This is a genomic window from Pseudomonas gessardii (genome assembly GCF_001983165.1).
In the GTDB taxonomy this organism is placed as follows: Bacteria; Pseudomonadota; Gammaproteobacteria; order Pseudomonadales; family Pseudomonadaceae; genus Aquipseudomonas; species Aquipseudomonas gessardii.
Window position 1 is genome coordinate 122,680 of record NZ_MNPU01000003.1, and the last position, 16,765, is coordinate 139,444.

The 16,765-nt window shown below is 56.0% G+C and carries 11 protein-coding genes and 1 pseudogene; 7 read left to right on the forward strand and 5 right to left on the reverse strand.

The window, feature by feature from the left end; genetic code table 11:
- Positions 1 to 25 precede the first annotated feature (25 nt).
- The 7 genes from BLL38_RS03955 to BLL38_RS03980 are packed head-to-tail and all read left to right on the forward strand — an operon-like array spanning position 26 to position 5,455.
- A complete protein-coding gene (locus BLL38_RS03955; RefSeq protein ID WP_020300771.1) occupies positions 26 to 1,150 on the forward strand; it encodes an acyl-CoA dehydrogenase family protein in 1,125 nt (374 codons plus the stop codon).
- A gap of 24 nt (positions 1,151 to 1,174) precedes the next feature.
- Positions 1,175 to 1,726: a glutathione peroxidase gene (locus tag BLL38_RS03960; RefSeq protein WP_020300770.1), complete on the forward strand. Its 552-nt coding sequence runs from the start codon at positions 1,175 to 1,177 to the stop codon at positions 1,724 to 1,726.
- Positions 1,727 to 1,730: 4 nt separating this feature from the next.
- Positions 1,731 to 2,615 carry a pantoate--beta-alanine ligase gene (panC, locus tag BLL38_RS03965; RefSeq protein ID WP_032904506.1) on the forward strand — a complete coding sequence of 295 codons (885 nt, stop codon included), beginning with the start codon at positions 1,731 to 1,733 and terminating at the stop codon, positions 2,613 to 2,615.
- A complete protein-coding gene (locus BLL38_RS03970; protein ID WP_020300768.1) occupies positions 2,612 to 3,469 on the forward strand; it encodes a cache domain-containing protein in 858 nt (285 codons plus the stop codon). The genes panC and BLL38_RS03970 overlap by 4 nt, the downstream gene beginning before the upstream one ends.
- Before the next feature lie 42 nt (positions 3,470 to 3,511).
- On the forward strand, positions 3,512 to 3,841 hold the full coding sequence (locus BLL38_RS31785; protein WP_228022213.1) for an alpha/beta fold hydrolase: 330 nt from the start codon (positions 3,512 to 3,514) through the stop codon (positions 3,839 to 3,841).
- Positions 3,774 to 4,253 (forward strand): alpha/beta hydrolase, encoded by a 480-nt coding sequence (locus BLL38_RS31790; protein ID WP_020300767.1) that lies wholly within the window; start codon positions 3,774 to 3,776, stop codon positions 4,251 to 4,253. The genes BLL38_RS31785 and BLL38_RS31790 overlap by 68 nt, the downstream gene beginning before the upstream one ends.
- The gene (locus BLL38_RS03980) at positions 4,253 to 5,455 is read left to right on the forward strand and encodes an MFS transporter (protein WP_020300766.1); all 1,203 of its coding nucleotides are present in this window, start codon (positions 4,253 to 4,255) and stop codon (positions 5,453 to 5,455) included. Before BLL38_RS31790 ends, BLL38_RS03980 begins: the two co-directional genes overlap by 1 nt.
- Positions 5,456 to 5,660: 205 nt before the next feature.
- On the opposite strand, the gene BLL38_RS03985 is transcribed toward BLL38_RS03980, so the two are convergent.
- From BLL38_RS03985 to BLL38_RS04005, 5 genes and pseudogenes are all read right to left on the reverse strand, one after another.
- On the reverse strand, positions 5,661 to 7,115 hold the full coding sequence (locus BLL38_RS03985) for a tyrosine-type recombinase/integrase (RefSeq protein ID WP_020300765.1): 1,455 nt from the start codon (positions 7,113 to 7,115) through the stop codon (positions 5,661 to 5,663).
- A 422-nt stretch (positions 7,116 to 7,537) separates the two neighbouring features.
- Positions 7,538 to 7,801 (reverse strand): annotated as a pseudogene (locus BLL38_RS03990) (IS21 family transposase); the annotation flags it as partial.
- Entirely contained in the window at positions 7,794 to 8,165 is a 372-nt protein-coding gene (locus tag BLL38_RS03995) for a hypothetical protein (protein WP_076961362.1), read from the reverse strand. The pseudogene BLL38_RS03990 and the gene BLL38_RS03995, both read right to left, overlap by 8 nt.
- Before the next feature lie 150 nt (positions 8,166 to 8,315).
- Positions 8,316 to 8,549: a hypothetical protein gene (locus tag BLL38_RS31080; RefSeq protein WP_169897336.1), complete on the reverse strand. Its 234-nt coding sequence runs from the start codon at positions 8,547 to 8,549 to the stop codon at positions 8,316 to 8,318.
- Between the two features lie 845 nt (positions 8,550 to 9,394).
- Positions 9,395 to 16,765: a SpvB/TcaC N-terminal domain-containing protein gene (locus BLL38_RS04005; protein ID WP_076961363.1), complete on the reverse strand. Its 7,371-nt coding sequence runs from the start codon at positions 16,763 to 16,765 to the stop codon at positions 9,395 to 9,397.

Consider the following 16,765-nt stretch of genomic DNA (forward strand, 5'->3'; position numbering starts at 1 on the left):
CAAGAATCGATCTGGAGTAAGCAAAATGCGTGGCGTATTTCGAGAAGACCACAACATGTTCCGTGATCAGGCCCGCCGTTTCGTCGACCGCGAAATTGTGCCCTACCTGCATGAGTGGGAAAAGAACGGCATCGTTCCCAAGGAAGTCTGGCTCAAGGCCGGTGAGAACGGCTTGTTATGCTCCACGGTGCCCGAAGAATACGGTGGCCCCGGAGGCGACTTCGGTCACTCGGCGGTGATGATCGAAGAGCTGGCGCGAGCCAACGCCACCGCCGTAGGTTTCACCACTCACTCGGAAATCGTCACCCCTTACATCGTTGCCTATGGCAGCGAAGAGCAAAAGCAGCAATGGCTGCCGCGCATGGTCAGCGGTGAATTGATTGGCGTGATTGCCATGAGCGAACCAGGCATTGGTAGCGACCTGCGAGCCATGCGTACTTCGGCGCGGCGTGATGGTGACGACTACATCGTCAACGGTCAGAAGACTTTCATCACTAACGGCGGTAATGCTGGCCTTGTGGTCACTGCCACCAAGATTGACCCTTCGGCCAAAGAACTGACCCTGATCTGCGTTGAGGAAGACCGAGCCGGCTTCGCCAAGGGGCGTCTGCTGGAAAAGATTGGCCTGAAAGGGCAAGACACCGCCGAATTGTTTTTTGATGAAGTCCGGGTGCCCGTCGGCAATCGATTGGGTGAGGAGGGCATGGGATTCAAATACCTGACTCATCAATTGGCTTGGGAACGCCTGATCATCGCGATTCGTGCCGCGCAATCCATCGACACGCTGCTGGAAGAAACCATCGGCTACACCCGGGAGCGCAAGGTCTTCGGAAAACCGGTACTCGACTTCCAGAACACCCGCTTCAAACTCGCTGAAGCCAAGGCCCAGGCCACCATGTTGCGGGTGTTCGTCGACGACTGCCTGGCCAAAGTGATGCGCGGTGAACTGACGCCGGAAATCGCGGCAATGGCCAAACTGCTGGGATCGGAAATGCAGGGCAAGCTGCTTGACGAATTCCTGCAATTACATGGCGGCTACGGCTTCATGAGTGAATACAAGATCAGCCGCGCCTGGGTCGACGCCCGGGTCGCGCGCATCTATGGCGGCACCTCGGAAATCATGAAAGAAATCATCGGCCGTACTCTTTGAAGCACAACTGCATGAGGCAAACTGATGAGTAACTCCCTTTACGACATTTCGCTGAAGCAGATCGATGGAAGCGTCCGCACCCTTGGCGACTATCGGGGCAAAGTTCTGCTGGTGGTCAACGTCGCTTCAAAATGCGGGCTTACCCCGCAATACGAGGGTTTGGAAAAACTGTACCAAGACAAAAAATCCCAAGGCCTGGAAATACTGGGTTTCCCCGCCAACAACTTCAAGGAACAAGAACCGGGTAGCGATGTGGAAATCGTTGAGTTCTGTTCAGTGAACTATGACATTCACTTTCCGTTGTTCTCGAAAATATCGGTTGTCGGCGCGGACCAGCATCCTCTCTACGCCGAGCTGACTGCCGCACAACTCGAAACGACGGGTGAGGGCCCTTTTCGGGAGCGTCTGCAGGGTTATGGAATCGAGTCAGACAACACAACGGACGTACTCTGGAACTTCGAAAAGTTTCTGATTGATCGGCAGGGCACGGTCGTTGCTCGTTTTGCTCCGGACATTGCGGCTGATGATCCTCGTTTGCTTGAAGCAATCGAAGCTCAATTAGTCCAAGAGGCGTGAAGTGGTGCTGACAGTCGATACGGTTAGCGCGCTTCGTGCGCTCGTGGCGCGTGCACGAGGTGAAAACAAGAAAGTCGCGCTGGTGCCGACAATGGGCAACTTGCATGACGGTCATATCGCCCTGATTCATTGCGCAAAGCAGCGAGCCGACTTTGTGGTCGCCAGCATCTTCGTCAATCCACTCCAGTTCGGGGCGAATGAGGATCTGGCCAACTATCCTCGGACCCCCGACGCCGATCGCGAAAGACTGGTCAACGCCGGGTGTGATGCGCTGTTTGCCCCTGCTGTCGAACAGATCTATCCAGATGGAATGCTCAATCAGGCCATCGTCAGTGTGCCGAACGTGTCTGATGGTCTTTGCGGTGCAGCACGCCCTGGTCACTTTGACGGGATGGCCACTGTCGTTGCCAAGTTGCTGAACATCGTTCAGCCAGACGTGGCGGTTTTCGGGGAAAAGGACTATCAGCAGCTGGCAGTCATCCGCTCGATGGTCAGGGATCTCAATATGGTGACTGACGTTGTCGGTGCACCGACGATCCGGGCCGCGGACGGCTTGGCATTATCGTCGCGCAACGGCTATCTGAGTGACCATGAGCGTTCGGTAGCCCCCGTCCTTTACGCTTGTTTGAAGCAAATGGCGGCGAGTATCCAGATTGAGAGGCGGGTGGATGAGCGCCAGTTGATTGAATGTCATCAACGTATAAGCGACGCCGGTTTTCAGCTGGAATACTTTGAAGTCAGGAATGCCCAGGATTTAAAACCTCTGACAAGCACCGATACTCACTTTGTGATTCTGGTGGCGGCGCGCATCGGCAAAACGCGGCTCATTGACAATCTGACAGTGGAATTTCGGACATCAAAAAGATCACCAGAGGAACAACACCAATGAGCCTTTATCGAGCGTTCACTGTTCTTGGCCTGTGCCTTGTCTCTCTTGTCGGCATGGCTCAACAAGCGCCAGTGGATGCCTATGGTGCCGACACCCAGCGTGCCAACGCCTTGCTGGTAAAAGCTGTCGCCGAATACAAAGCCAAGGGCGACACCGCTATGGCCGAGTTCAGCCGGCAGGGAGCCTATGTCGATGGTGAGCTGTACATCTACGTGGTCGATACCTCCGGTGTGATGCTTGCCAGCGGTGGGCCTTCGGTTTCACTGGTCGGAAAACCGGTGGTCAGTGTGCTGGACGACGACCTCAAGGCTGCATTACAACAAGCCATTTCGCAGCCAGAAGACGGCATCGTGCGTAGCGCCGAATACCGCTGGTGGAACTGGCAACACGGCAAGGTCGAGCGTAAGCGCGTGTTCTATCAACGAGTGAAAGATCGGGTGATCTCCGTGGGTTACTACATGCCACGGTCCAGCCCCGAGCAGGCACAACAGCTGCTGCGCCAGATTTCCGAGCAAGTTGCCAGCAACGCGAAAACCACCGTCGAGCTCATTAATCAGCACGATAAGCAGCTTACCCAGGATGATCTTTACGCCTTTGTGGTGGACCTGAAAACCAAGCGGTTCGTCGCTCACGGCTTTTCGCCCCGGCTGATCGGCACCGACTTCAAGTCATTGCGCTCAACCGACGGCAAGCCGATTGGCGAGGACATACTCAAGCAGATGAACGCGCATGAAGCAGGCGAGATCACCTATCAATGGCGCAACCCTATGACCGGGCAGAACGAATACAAGAGGACTTTTCTGCAGCGGGTTAATGGATACGTCGTGGCCGTGGGCTGCTATGCAATCAAATGATCAAGGCAGGAACAACAGGAACCCACTGTCAGGAGCGTACGCATGACTGATTTGGTATTGCTGCATGGCGGAAACCATGGGTCCTGGTGTTGGGAACACTTTGTGGAAGCGTTAAACCAGCAACCCGGATGCTTCGACCGCGTGATCACTCTGGATATGCCAGGGTGCGGCAAGAAGCGCGGTCGGGATGTTGCGTCCCTGCGGCTAGACGACGTGGTCAACGAACTTAATGAAGACCTGCATGCACTCGGCGTGAACCAGGCCGTGTTGCTTGGGCATTCCATCGCGGGGGGGCGTGCTGCCAATGATGGTGGTGGCCGCTCCGCAACTATATTCGCAGCTGGTTTACCTGGCCTGCGCATTGCCCAGTGAAGGCCAATCGATTCTGGAGTTGCTTGGCACTACGCTGCATGGCGAAAGCCCGGAACATGTCGGTTGGCCGCTGGACCCAGTGCAAACAACTCCTCAAGCGCTGGCCGTGGCCATGTTCGGTCAGGACTTGAGTGAGCAAACCCTGAGTTGGTTGTTAAGCGAAGTGAGTCAGGACACGACGCCACTCTGTGTGGCGACAGACTCCATCAGTCGTGAGGGGTATCAAGGATCGATCCCGGCGACTTACATCATCACCCTGCGCGACAACATTTTGCCCATCGACTGGCAGCGCCGTTTTGCGCAACGTGCCGGTGCTGGCGTGGTGATCGAAATCGATACGGCGCACGAGCCGTTCGTATCACACCCCCAGCTGCTGGCGGATGTCGTACGGGGTATAGAGCGGCATGAGTGATGGGCAATATCGGTGTTTTAAGCCGGAGCGACGGCACGGCAAATCAACGCAACGGGTTGATCCTGTCCATCATCGTATTCAACTTTGTCTCGTACGTGTGCAGTGGCTTGCCGCTCGCGGTGTTGCCGGGCTACGTCCTCAATGACCTGGGCCTGACCTCGGTTTTCGCGGGTGTGGTGATCAGCTCGCAGTACCTGGCGACGCTCCTGGCCCGCCCCTTGGCCGGTGGCGTGGCTGATCGCCTGGGTGCCAAATACGCGGTTGTGTGCGGGTTCAGTGGCTTGATGTTGAGCGGCGCCCTGACGGCGCTCGCCATTATCCTGCCCACCCAACCCTGGTTGACCCTGACGCTATTACTGCTGGGGAGGCTGGTGTTGGGGGCGTCCACGGCCATGATCTCCACGCCCTGCTGCACCTGGGCCATCGGGTTATGTGGTGCCCCTCGGGCGGCACAGGTCATGTCGTGGAACGGAATAGCGGCTTACGGCGGCACGGCTGTTGGCGCGCCACTGGGTGTGCTGCTGCGCAATTCGATGGGTATCGCCAGTGTGGGACTGTGCACCGTGTTGCTTGGCTTGGCGTTCCTGCTTTTGGCTCTGGGCAAGCGCCCAGCGCCATTGGTTGCAGGCGCCCGGCTGGCTTTTTATCGAGTCCTGTTCGCGGTCATGCCCAACGGCCTGGTCCTGGTTTGCAGCTCGGTAGGATTTGGCGGGCTTACGGCCTTCGTCGCACTGTATTTCGATAGTCTCGGCTGGGACCACGCCGCTTATTGCTTAAGTGGTTTCGGCGCAGGCTTCATCGTTGCCCGATTGTCGTCGCCGGGAATACTGCAGCGATTCAGAGGGTACAAAGTGGTGGGCGGCTGCCTGCTTGTGCAGACGTTGGGCATGCTGCTGATATGGCTCGCGCCTTCGCCTGCGCTGGCAATTGCCGGCGGCGCGCTGACCGGCATAGGGGTGTCATGGGTCTACCCGGGGCTTGGGGTGGAGACATTGGCCAGCACTCCGGCCGTGAACCGTAACTCGGCGCTCAGTGCCCTTTCATTATTCTTCGATATTGCAGTGGGGATGGCCGGTCCGGTGATGGGCCTGGTTGCGTCAGGTTTTGGTTTTGCTGCGATATTTCTCTGTGCAGCACTGATGTCGATGGGCGGGTTTCTGGTAGTGCTCTGCCTATGGCGGAAGGGCCGTATACGCGATTAGTGTTAGTTGTTTAATAGCATACCTCTGTTTCACATAACTGACGTGCAAGTAAGCTCTCCGACGATCTGTCAGCGGGAAAATAACAGAACCAGCTATACCGCTATTGGCCGATTGCTGCGTGTCATGTCGGGTCGGAATCGACCCGAACCGAGCTCTCAGCGATATATACATAACTACAAGGAGTTCAGCGTTATAAGAATTCGACTTATGAGGACGGCAGAGTCTCTGCGGCTGCGTAGTCTGGAAAGGACATCATCGACTCGATCGCTGGGTGCTCGTAGGTTGAGGACAATACGGCGCTGAGTCGATCGCCCAACAGATTCCAGGCGCGTTTCTTCTCTTCGGCATAGTCGTGATGCAGGTAGTGGCGTCTCACCCGAGAGCCGGCCAGCACATGGTTTTGACAGCGATCGATGACGTCCAGGCTGACACTCAAGGCCTGCATCATGGTCGCTCCCGTTCGGCGCAGGTCATGCGGTGTCCAGTCACCGTTCTGGCCGTTGGCAAGGACCAGCGTATCGTCATGACGCCGCCTGGAGAGGGCCTTGCGGTTTTTGAACCGCGCCTGGCGATCGCCGACCTGTTTACTCACCACTTTTACGTCCACATGCCCATCATCCAGCTTGTTCGGGAAGCACCATTGGGAATGTCCCGTTAGGGTCTTCAGTTCCTGAAAGAAATGCAGGGCGAAGGGGGAGAGGAATACATGGTGGTCCTGTTTCTTGCCGCGAGTGCCTTTGACGTTTTCACTGGGGAGGAACCACGTCTGCTGGTCCAGATCGACATTTTTCCATTCGGCCTGGAGCAACTCGCCAATCCGGCACAGGGTGCCCAGGCTGATCCAAAGCGCGAGTTGGGTTTCCTTCTTCAGTGGTCGAATGCCGTCGTATTTTTGGCCTGCGGGGAGAGCGTTGTAATCGGCGGTCATTTGCTGGAAGCGGTTGTGCAGTTCCAACAGCTCAGCCGGCGAAAGGATGCGGCTTCTTTCCGGTTCGTAGTCGGCAGGGATCAAGGGGGAGATGTCGACCAGCTCAGTTGGATCACCCTCGATCAATAAGGTCCGCCAAGGTTGGCGCTTTCTGGCCCAGCTAAACATCTGGGTAAGGTCGGCGAAGAAGCTGATCGCTTGCCGGTAAGCGCCGCGGTTGAGCACGGTGCGGATCAGCGCTCGAACATCGTGTTCGGAAACATTGTTCACCGCTGTCTTGCCGAGTGCCGGGTATAGGTCCTTGTTAAAGCGTCGTTGCAACTCGGCGTTACCGTCTTTGCGTGCAACACCATCCAACAGCCACGCCTTGGCCAGATCCTGGACGGTCAGTGTTTGCACCTTGCGCGTCTTTTCCTGTTCGGCCTCTACGTTAGCCACGGCGTGCGCCTGTGCCTTAGCGGTTTTCTTGTGTTCGTTGGGATTGATCTGCTCATCGATGAGCGCACGGGCCTGGTTACGTGCTTTACGGATGTCCGTCAGGGATTTGCGCGGCCAGGACCCGCAGGCGTACTCTTTGTTCTGGTCGCCCCACCGATAGCGATAGAAAAAACTGACCGACACGCCGTCTTTACGCAGGGAAATTCGACCGGCCAGATTGCCGTCCTCCCTGAGGATTCGGCCGGCATCATTGGCGGTCAGCGACTCGAGTTCTTTGATGGTGATTTTGGCCATAAAATGGGTTCCCCCTACTTTTACCCCCACAAAAACGTCGGCTCTTGGTGGACGTTACTGGACTCTCGTAGAGCAGAACACCGCTGGAGCTCAAGTAAATACTAGCTTAGAAAAATCCAGAGTAAAATTTTGGAAGCTTTCAAAAAGTATGAGAAAGGAGATGGGGTGCTAGGGGTCGAGTGTTCGAATCACTCCGTCCCGACCATATTATTCAATGACTTAGCCCAATCTGAAAAGGTTGGGCTTTTTCATGCGTAGGGACTTTTGCGGGGGGCATCCCGTTTTTCTCCTCAAGATTGTCAGCGCCGGCCCGCGAGAGTCGGTTGCAGATATGTAAGGAGGCGTCGGATTTGGCACCGCCTTGCAGGATGTTTGGCACAGGGTGTCTGCCTTAGAAACGCGGGATTTCGCGGAGTTTTTGGCACCGTGGGGCGGCGCAACTCGGCGTGAACCCTGGCCCAGTCGGGCATTGGACGCTGATCGCTGGGAACGGTGGGCGGCGGTGGAAAAAGCCGCTGTTGCAACTCGGCGTCCGTTAGCGAAGACGGCCAAGTCAGGCCGCTGGCAGCAAAGCGATTGAGATACTCACCGACGCTGGCTCGACCCACTTGCAAGCTGACAGCGACCTGCCGGGCAGATAGGCCGACCTCGAATTTGAGACGTAGCACTTCTCGAATCTTACGCATGGATAACCGCTCCACGACGACCTCTCTGCTTCGATAAAAGAGGTCGATGGTAGTGAATTAATCCTGCGTTGCTGCCTGCTTTAAGGGTGGCCGGATGGCCGTGGAGTCCGCAGGCCTCCTTTGCCGCCATACCAGCGCCCGCGAGAATAGTCGGATCGGCGTTGCGCAGGGCGCTTGCCTGGCCGATAGCATCAATACTAGACTTCGCGGCCTTTGGACTGAGACCACCAGCCAACAAGGCTTCTGCACCGCCCAGAATAGAGTCGGGATCATTGCCATACGACTTTGATACTCGGAATATCTCTTTGCGCATATCTTCATTTTGAGCCGGCGACATGTTGGCCGTCTGTCCCAACTGGATCATCCTTCGGTCAGTCTTGGTACTATTTGCTACCGACAGCCCAACACCGATACCCAACCCAGCTCCGGCTAAGTGACCATTAACGCCCGACATCATTCCCCTGAGGGGGACGTGCTTAGGTCGCTCTCGTTGAAGTGCTCTTTAGATGTCATCTCAAACCCCCTCGACTTTAGGCTTCAAGAGCGCCAAGGCACCCGATGGGTTACGTACGCCAATGCCCATCAGAATCTTCCTCATCAGTGGATCGTTTCGTTCCAGCTGTTCGATGTTTAGTGGCAACTCAAGCACCTGGCCAGCCGCGAGTGCCTCGACGATGCGGATGTCATCATCGATGGAAAGCGTACCCATGTTGATGTGGGACATCTCTGCTGCGAGCAGTTTGTCCAAACCCAGGACGAGGCGGTTGACCGTAAATTAAGGTAGGGCGTTGATCAACTCATCGTTAGTGGCGTAGCCCAGTCGCACGGCCTCGGAAATAGCGATGAAGCACTTCCGGAATTGCCAGGCGCCCCATTGAAAGCTTAGCTTCACGCGCGTTGTGCTTGAGGTGCTCACTGTTTTGCCGCAACTGGTCTAGGTAGTTCGCCCATTATTGAACCGCCTCCCGGCGCTGCACTAGCAGTTGAGGGCGCGCATACACAGCGCCCAACGCACCGCTATGACCTGAGAGGAGCGAACGGTTCAGTTTGGTGTAGGGCAGGGAGGGCCACAATGGCAGTTCTCCATTCCCGGTCAAGACTATGCTCCAAGAATGGTCTACGTCTCTTGCAATGGTTTTTCGGATCCTAGTGGAATACGCAAGTGAATGCGCCCTGAAAACGCCATCTGGGCTGACCTGATCAGCAACCATGACAGAGACTTGCGTGCTGCGGGTTACTTGCTGGACAAGGAGCCGCCTACCGACGCAGCGGGCGACTGAAATCGATGGGTTGCTGCCGCATAAGTGGCAACCGGTTTAATCACGCAAGGCGTGATGCCCGGACGCATACCCTGCACTCGCCCTGCTAGGGTTTGTACGTATGTTTTATCATGACACCGCGCACCACCAGAATCGGTCGCAAGCTTTGTATGAATAGTCATATTGGGGAGTATCCAAGTTGGAATCGAGCACTTCCCAGGACCAAATAAATCGGGTCTGACGCTATTAACGAATGATACGAATGGCGCCACTGAGCTGGCGCCATTCGGGCAACGGCAGGGCTGGCCAACGAGTGCGAACACTTCGTTATCCATTAATGCCTTTCAGGGCTGCGTGCTCTCTCTGAACCTGAGTGTGGGCTGGAGACGCTGGAGTCGACCCTGGGCCTTCGATTGAGCCCCGGCGTGGGCGAGTTACTGCGCTTATACTGATGAGATTTCATGCTGCCCAGTTTCGGTGGTCCTGGCGTAAAATTTGGCCCCCAAGAGGCGTGTGGCTGCGTTGCCGTCAGGTTACTGTTGTAGTTCACCCCCAGCGCGTGGTCGTTGTACGCAGCGTCCTCACTGAATTGCTTGGCACTGAAAGTCCCCTCACCTGCAGGCGGCCGTTTACCCCCTTTAAAGTCTGTCACAAGCTTTTCATTCCGAGATCCATTCGGCAGGAACGCAATCAGTGTTCCCGTAGGTTCGGTGACACTGCGACCCAGATTAAAGAAACCATTAAGAATGCTTTCATTCATACCCATCACGCTTTTGCTGGCTATATATTTAACGCCCCCTGTCGGTACAAAAACATCACTGAGATCGAGTGTCTTAAGACTGGACATATCGGTGATCTGCGGGGTAGCCCCCGCAACATCCTGCTGCCCCAAGGCGCGCGAGTGTTCGTACGAAGGGCTTGCCGGCAGTTCCTTGAAGCCAGCATCGATACCCATCACTTGAAACTTGCTCAATCCGTAGCCCGCGTGGGGGTTGTTGAATACAAGTGTGTCAAAGCGATCGCCATCGGCATTATCCTGGGCCCAGTCGGCCAGAGCTGCCCAGCTATCGGGCGATGTCACATCCAATTGGTTGGGGTAGTAGTGTAGGTTCGCGGGCCCGTTTTCTGGCCGGGGAGTGATGTCGTATTGTGTGACCATGATAGTTGCGTCCGGATATTTTTTCGCCAGCGCAGTGGAGTAGCTGAAATCTTTGCCTTCGCCAGCAACCAAAACTCGTAGCATCCCGTTAGGGTCGGAAAAAATGATTGGGTTGTCACCGACATAACAATAGAGATTCAAGCCATCATCCGGACCGGATGGGTCGGCACTGAGCCAGCGCCCAATGGACGGCTGGTAGTAACGTGCGCCGAAGTAGTACAACCCCGTCACTTCGTCACGCTCTTTGCCTGCATATCGATAACGCTTCAGTTGGACATCCGTTGCATTGTCGCCGGCGATGAAACTTGTCCCTCCGTAGGGAAAGTACTCTTCATAAGTAATGATCTTGCCGGATGAGTCCAGCTCCATCACGGCCGACCCCAGATAGTTCTCCAACTGGTAGCGCAACTGTGGCGAAGCCACGCCATCGCCTGGAGACCCCACAGTCCAGACCAGACGCTGCGCCAGGCAGCGCTCACCATCCATCACGCGAATCGTGCGGTACTCTTGGGTTAGTATGTTATTGATCAAGCGCCGGCGAATCTCCAGGCCATTGATATAGACAGTATCGTCCAGCATCTCGGTCGCACCGGCACTGCCGAACGTACGGGTAACCTTGCGCAGCCGGACGCCATTGGCATCATAAACGTAGAACGAGGTGTCGTTGGTACCGTTGCTGCGCGTAACCAGGGTGATATTGGCGAGGCGATCGGTATAAGACCACTGAGCGCCTGATAGCCCAGCCCATCGAATCTGATTGCCAGCGGCGTCGAAGAACTCATCGACCCGGGTGGGATCGGTTGTCAAAGTTGCGTCGACACCGTGATTGCTGGTTGTCGATATCGTCACCGCCCTGTTCGTCGATATCGCGGCTTGATGCTGTATGCGCAAAAGGTTTCCGGAGAGATCATAGCTGTAGGTTCGAGTGTAGTTTTGCAGGGCCCGGCCGTCATTCAACGCTGAGAGGGGGATAAAGTCATTGCCGCCGTCACTCACTCCAGGGTGTTCACGACCACTAGCGCTGATCAGTCTGTAGGTCGCGTCATAGGTGTAGTTGGACTGCGGGTCGACTCGCTGGTTGGCATTGAACACCACCTGTTGAGACGCGTCGTCGATAGAGGTGATGTTGCCAACAGGATCATAGACATAACTCAGCGCCTGGAGCGTTCTACTATCCAGGGTATGTTGTGAAACTAACGCCTGGAGCCTGAACGTACTGGGCTCGTAGGTATAGCGCGTTGTCACGCCATTGGCATAAGTGATCTGTTGGCGCTGGCCCTTGGCGTCATAGGTGATGCTGTCAACATACACTTGGGCGATACCGGTATCTGCTGGTGTCAAACTGACTTGGGACACCAGGCCGGTTCTTGCATAGGTATAACTTACCCGCTCCGCCGAGACATCATTGAGGCGTCGTAACGCTTGGGTTTCTACCCGGTTCAATGCATCGTAGGTCCAGTCGGTCTGGAATTTCTGCGTGTCATCCAGTTGCTTCCAATCGGCTTCCCGAGAGAAGTCGATTGCCAATTGCCGGGTCTGACTTAGCAATTGCCCTTGAATCGAATATGCCAGATTGACTTCAAGCCCGGCACTGTCGAACAGCGTGTAGGGCTGACCCCGTAAGTTAAGTCCCTGGGCATCGGGAACTGACTCGCCGTACTGTATCTTGCGTACCGTGCGGCGTTCCGGCTCATGGGCCTCAATGACTTGAACTTCCAGCAAGCGCCCCAGGAGGTCATAACGACTTGTCTGGATTGCTCCCCGGCTATCGGTGCCCCAGATCGGCTTGCCTGATACATTATTGATAACCCAACGAGTGCCGCTGTCGACACAGGTACTTTTGATCTTCTGTCCATCAAGGGTAAAGATCACCCTGATATTTTTTAAACCCTGTGTAAGCATCCTGTCGTCTGCACTGTCCAGCAATTGTCCTTGGATATCGAAGTAGTTGAACATAGTCAGCCCGGCGTCTTCCAGACGCTGGTTCGTGGCCTGGGGTGCAAGCAGCTTGGTCACCCGTATGGCCTGCCCCAAGGCATTGAACTGGCGTACTGTCGGGGTGTTGAAGAAAACAGCGGCCTGTTGCAGCGCTGTGCGCTCCCGAGGATCGAGTGTCGGGTCATCGATGTGGGTGCGGTAATAATCAGAGTCGAGCACAGTATCGTTGGTGTCGAACAAGTGCTCGGACCATGGGCAAAACAGGGTCTTTGTAAAAAAACCTTTGGGGGTGTCGACGCGGATCTTACGGTTGAGCGGGTCATACCGAATCAGTGGGCTGACCCCGAAGCGAGAAAGCTCTTCATTACTGATATAGCCTCGGCCTGCACTGTAGACGGGCTCGTACTGTCTGATGGGATTGCCCTTGTTGTCATAGACCGTCGCTCCCGAAACGACCCAGCGCTCGATGCTATGAGTCGAGGTGACCGAGTGATTGGCATTGACTTGCCAGCTCGGCCCTGGATCGACCAATGCCTGACACTGGACAAGGCGATTGAAGCCATCGCTGTACTGTATTGAGTATTGGACACGACCAGTTAACTCGTAGGTTTCAGCTTGCAGGGTGGTGGCGTGGACAGGGACTTGGCTGGGCACCATCGCTAGTCGTGCCCCAACCGCTGATGCGACTTGAGGCGACAGACCTGGCAATTGCAATGGCGCACCAAGGGGGCGTTCGCGCCAACGCTTGAGCATGGCGCCACTGCGGCTTATATAGTGTTGACCAACGAGGGACTCCCACACGTTGGACGATGTGTCGTCAAGCCCGCTCAAGGCCTGAGGTGTGATCCGCCCGCACCAACTGAAGAGATCGTAAGCGGTGTAAGTCGCAGCGCCTTGCAGGTAGGTTTGTGGCTGCGAAAGTGCCGTCTCCAGGTCGAAGGGCTGCTCCCTGCGATCAAGGGAGAGTGATTTGAAACCTACGGGTTGTTTACCTTGCATTCCTCTGAGCGAGGTTGCGCAAACCATACCAAGTGCATCGCAGAGTGTCTGCGATACTGTTTGGTTGGGATCGGTAATTTCCCACGGGGCGAGCGTTCGGTAGTCGATACTGGTAACGTTGATCACGTTACCCAAAGCGTCTTCACTGCGCACAAGCACCAAGTCATAGGGGTCATATTCTAGGGTCTGTGTCGCACCAAACGGATCGATGATGCTGCTGGGCAGATAGTAGTGATCTGTGTCCAGAAAGGTCTGGAGCAGGCCAGGGTTCCACCATAGGCCATCGTTCTCGATATATTTTCCGTTCTGTGCCAAAAGCTGTGTAAGGTCGGTCGCGCTCAGGACACCGTCATAGGCAGTTTGAAGATCAGTTGGCGTTGCCAATGCGGTCCATTGTTGACAGAGCAACCCCTGAGCGCTCGTCTGCCCCAACGGCAACGCCGTTTTTGTTTCAGGGCTCCAGTAATAGCTGCGGTACCGACCGAACAAGGTCAAGTCTGCCTCGGGATCCGCCAGGGCAGTGTCGATCAGGTGGGCAAGCTCCTCGACCGTGTAGGTCTGGCCCGAAGAGGGGGGCGGTGGCGCCCTTAGCAACCAGTTGTATGATTCCACCGGCTGCCCCAGCAAGCGCACATCGTTCCCTGTCAGGTCAACGTACTGGTTGGTATTGCTCGTGACGAAACATTGCGATTGTTCCGGTAATCGAGTGGCGATGTCGGCGCGACGCGGATAGGCGATGCTGGCTCGTCGCAGCACACTGCCGTAGTCGTCGACCTGTAAGGTCATGTCCTGGGTTATACGCGGATCAGCCGGGTTACGTTCGTAGTGCAGGCTCAGCGTTTGCAGTGGATAAGCGAAAAAGACGGCATGCTGCTTATCGAGTGGCCGTTGGATTTGGCGTACGTCATAGCCGTTTTCCACAACATGATAAGGCGTGCTCTGCGCATCCGTCGAATCCAGACCATAGATTTCCTGTCGCAACTGAAGACCCTTGAGTGCCAGATGAGCCTGACGAACGGACTCTGTACTCGGCTCTCCTAGCCATTGGAAACGGGCAGGCATAACCCTGGGGGCGGAAGCGTCAGCAGCGAAGTAGTCATTCACAAACGCGTCACATAGGCTGCCATCCATCCAGGCTCCGGTGTGGTACCAGGTGCGGGTCAGAGATGCAGGGGTGTGGATTTCTGCGGTGCCGGAACTACTGCGCAGGTACTCTTCCCGGCTTTGTGTATCGGTATGGTCGACCTGCCCGAAACCACAGAACTGGCGCTCGATAGGGTCATAGTAACCATGGCGATAATTGTAGGTTGATACCAATCTTGTCTGCGAGACACTGTCTATGGCATCGATCCGGTCCACGACCTGGACCGGAAAGGGCAGCTCGGTTACCCAGGGGCGTCCATCGCGCCGATCACGTAGCGCGTAGGTAGTGGAAGGCTGGTAGGAGATATGGGTCGACGCCCCCATGTTGTTATCTACTCGATTCAACAGGTAGGGTTTGCTGCGAGAGCCAAAGTCATAAGCCAGCGGCCCCGGCAAATGGGCATCGCTGAAGACCAGTGCGGCGCTGCCGTTACCACGCACGTCAGCGAACTGGATCTTGCTGCCAGGCCCCCAGGTGTTTGGCAGAGGTATTGCAATCGCCTCGGCAAAAGCATTACCGCTGTGGTTCATGTACAGGTCGATATGATCGGGGTGGACATACAACAAGTCGACCGTTCCGGAGCCATCGATATCGGCAAGGAACAGGCGTTCGATGGAGAAGTCCTCACCGAACTGCGGAGCGTTACCCAACTGGACCCTGCTGCCGAAACGTCCAAACCCGAGACTGGGCCATACCTCCACCGAGCCGTTGGCAATGCGTACCAGATGCTCGCGGCCTGATCCAAACATGTCGGTCATCTGCAAGACCACGCAAGACGAATCTTGGGTTGTCAGCGGAACCCCATCGTCGCGTGGGCGCACGAGCGCCGGCCCGTAGCCTTGAGTACCCAGCGAGGGATAGATACGCACTGATTGATCATCCAGGTACACGACATCGTTCAGTCCGTCACCGGTGAGATCAGCCATCAGGCTATGGGGCGACAGCAGATCGCGAGGGACCGCAGGCAGCACCTCGAAAGGTGCCCATCCGCCGTTTGCCAAGGCCTGGGCATAGCGTGAACCATCAGCACTGACGGCGACCCACGCCGGGCGACCGCAACCGGTTATATCCAGCAGAGTCGAACTCCCGTTGAGCCCCAGGCTCGGGAAGGTCGCGGGCGCAACAGGAGGGGTATAGAGAATGACTTCATCGCTGTTGTCATCCGTATCGATGTGCTTGCAAGGCCCTTGGGGGGCCATATACAAGACGGTACTTTGCGACTGAAACAAAATACCGGGGAGTCCTTGCCCTTGTAGATCGACAAATCGATACCAAGGTGCTGATCCAACTAACGGAGCTGGCACCTCATCGCTCCGACGCAATGCTTCGAAGCGGCCACTTTGCGGTGCGAAGTGGGTGTAGCCAAACTCCAGCGGAGGTAGCGCTTGGCTGGTGTAATCCTGCACTGTGGACTGACAACCCTCCGCCTCGACCATGATCAGCCGCGAGGCGACCGGATTCTGGTCGTAGGTGAATCGAGTCAGCCGAACCAACACCGGCTCGTCGCCCAGCTCCTTGAAGCGATGAAACATGAGTATGTGTTGGCACAACCGGTGAGTTCGGATCTCAAAGCCGGCCGTGTAGGTCGAAAACGGATCTTGCCGTGCCGTCCATTGGGCATGCGCCGGTGGTAAGTAAGGCTGTGGGGGCAATGGATCAAGTGTGTATTGGCCGTAATCGAAAACGACCTCGAAATGCCATTCGGTGGTAGCCAGATCTTCGATCGAAAACACCGGCGTGTCGTTTCCGTAAAGAATGCGCTCTGGGTATCGATTGGTCGTCTGTACGCGTCCCTGTTCGTAAATGGCAGTGGCAATATTGGCGGTATTTTCAGCCTGATAGGTGTACAGCGTTGCGTCGCCATGAGCAGTGATTCGATCTTCGAGCAACCAGGAAAAAATATGCTCTGGTTGTGAAGGATCTGCGATACGTGCGTCAGCCGTTCGACCGAAATGAGACTGCACGTTGCTCGCGTCGATGATTCTCCAGAAGCTGCTTTGTGTCAGCGTGTTGATCCACTGCTCGATCAGTGCAAAGCCACCTTCATGGCAAGGTAGATATCGCTTGATAATGAGGCCGTCCTGCTCGCGGGACGGGGTCGAACTGTCTATAACGAGCGGCGTTCCATCAGGTAGGACATAAGTGTCGGTACCGTCATAAAGGGGTTGCCCGGTGGATGTACGGCAGGCAATCGCCGGGATATCGACATTAAAGCCTAATCCGAAGATGCCATTGCCTGCTGCCGACTGGTACTGCAGCGAAAGTGCAGGGGAGCTGCCCTTGCAAGCGGTCAGAGCTATTGGAAGAACCAGCGTTGCGGCCCCTGTAAATGCATTGGCCGAAAACGTTTCACCGAGACCTTGAATGGCACCGCCGCCCTTTGGCAGGGTAACGCTCGATGGTTTGATTCGCGGCTCCTGCACAGCAGGAGTGTCTTCAGTGGTGTCGGGCTCGAGAGATGTCAT

Bases quoted from the DNA above. Each gene is read 5' to 3' on its own strand.
- BLL38_RS03955 (WP_020300771.1), top strand. From the start codon at position 26: ATGCGTGGCGTATTTCGAGAAGACCACAACATGTTCCGTGATCAGGCC.
- BLL38_RS03960 (WP_020300770.1), top strand. From the start codon at position 1,175: ATGAGTAACTCCCTTTACGACATTTCGCTGAAGCAGATCGATGGAAGC.
- BLL38_RS03970 (WP_020300768.1), top strand. From the start codon at position 2,612: ATGAGCCTTTATCGAGCGTTCACTGTTCTTGGCCTGTGCCTTGTCTCT.
- BLL38_RS31785 (WP_228022213.1), top strand. From the start codon at position 3,512: ATGACTGATTTGGTATTGCTGCATGGCGGAAACCATGGGTCCTGGTGT.
- BLL38_RS31790 (WP_020300767.1), top strand. From the start codon at position 3,774: ATGATGGTGGTGGCCGCTCCGCAACTATATTCGCAGCTGGTTTACCTG.
- BLL38_RS03980 (WP_020300766.1), top strand. From the start codon at position 4,253: ATGGGCAATATCGGTGTTTTAAGCCGGAGCGACGGCACGGCAAATCAA.
- BLL38_RS03985 (WP_020300765.1), bottom strand. From the start codon at position 7,115: ATGGCCAAAATCACCATCAAAGAACTCGAGTCGCTGACCGCCAATGAT.
- BLL38_RS03995 (WP_076961362.1), bottom strand. From the start codon at position 8,165: ATGATCCAGTTGGGACAGACGGCCAACATGTCGCCGGCTCAAAATGAA.
- BLL38_RS04005 (WP_076961363.1), bottom strand. From the start codon at position 16,765: ATGACATCTCTCGAGCCCGACACCACTGAAGACACTCCTGCTGTGCAG.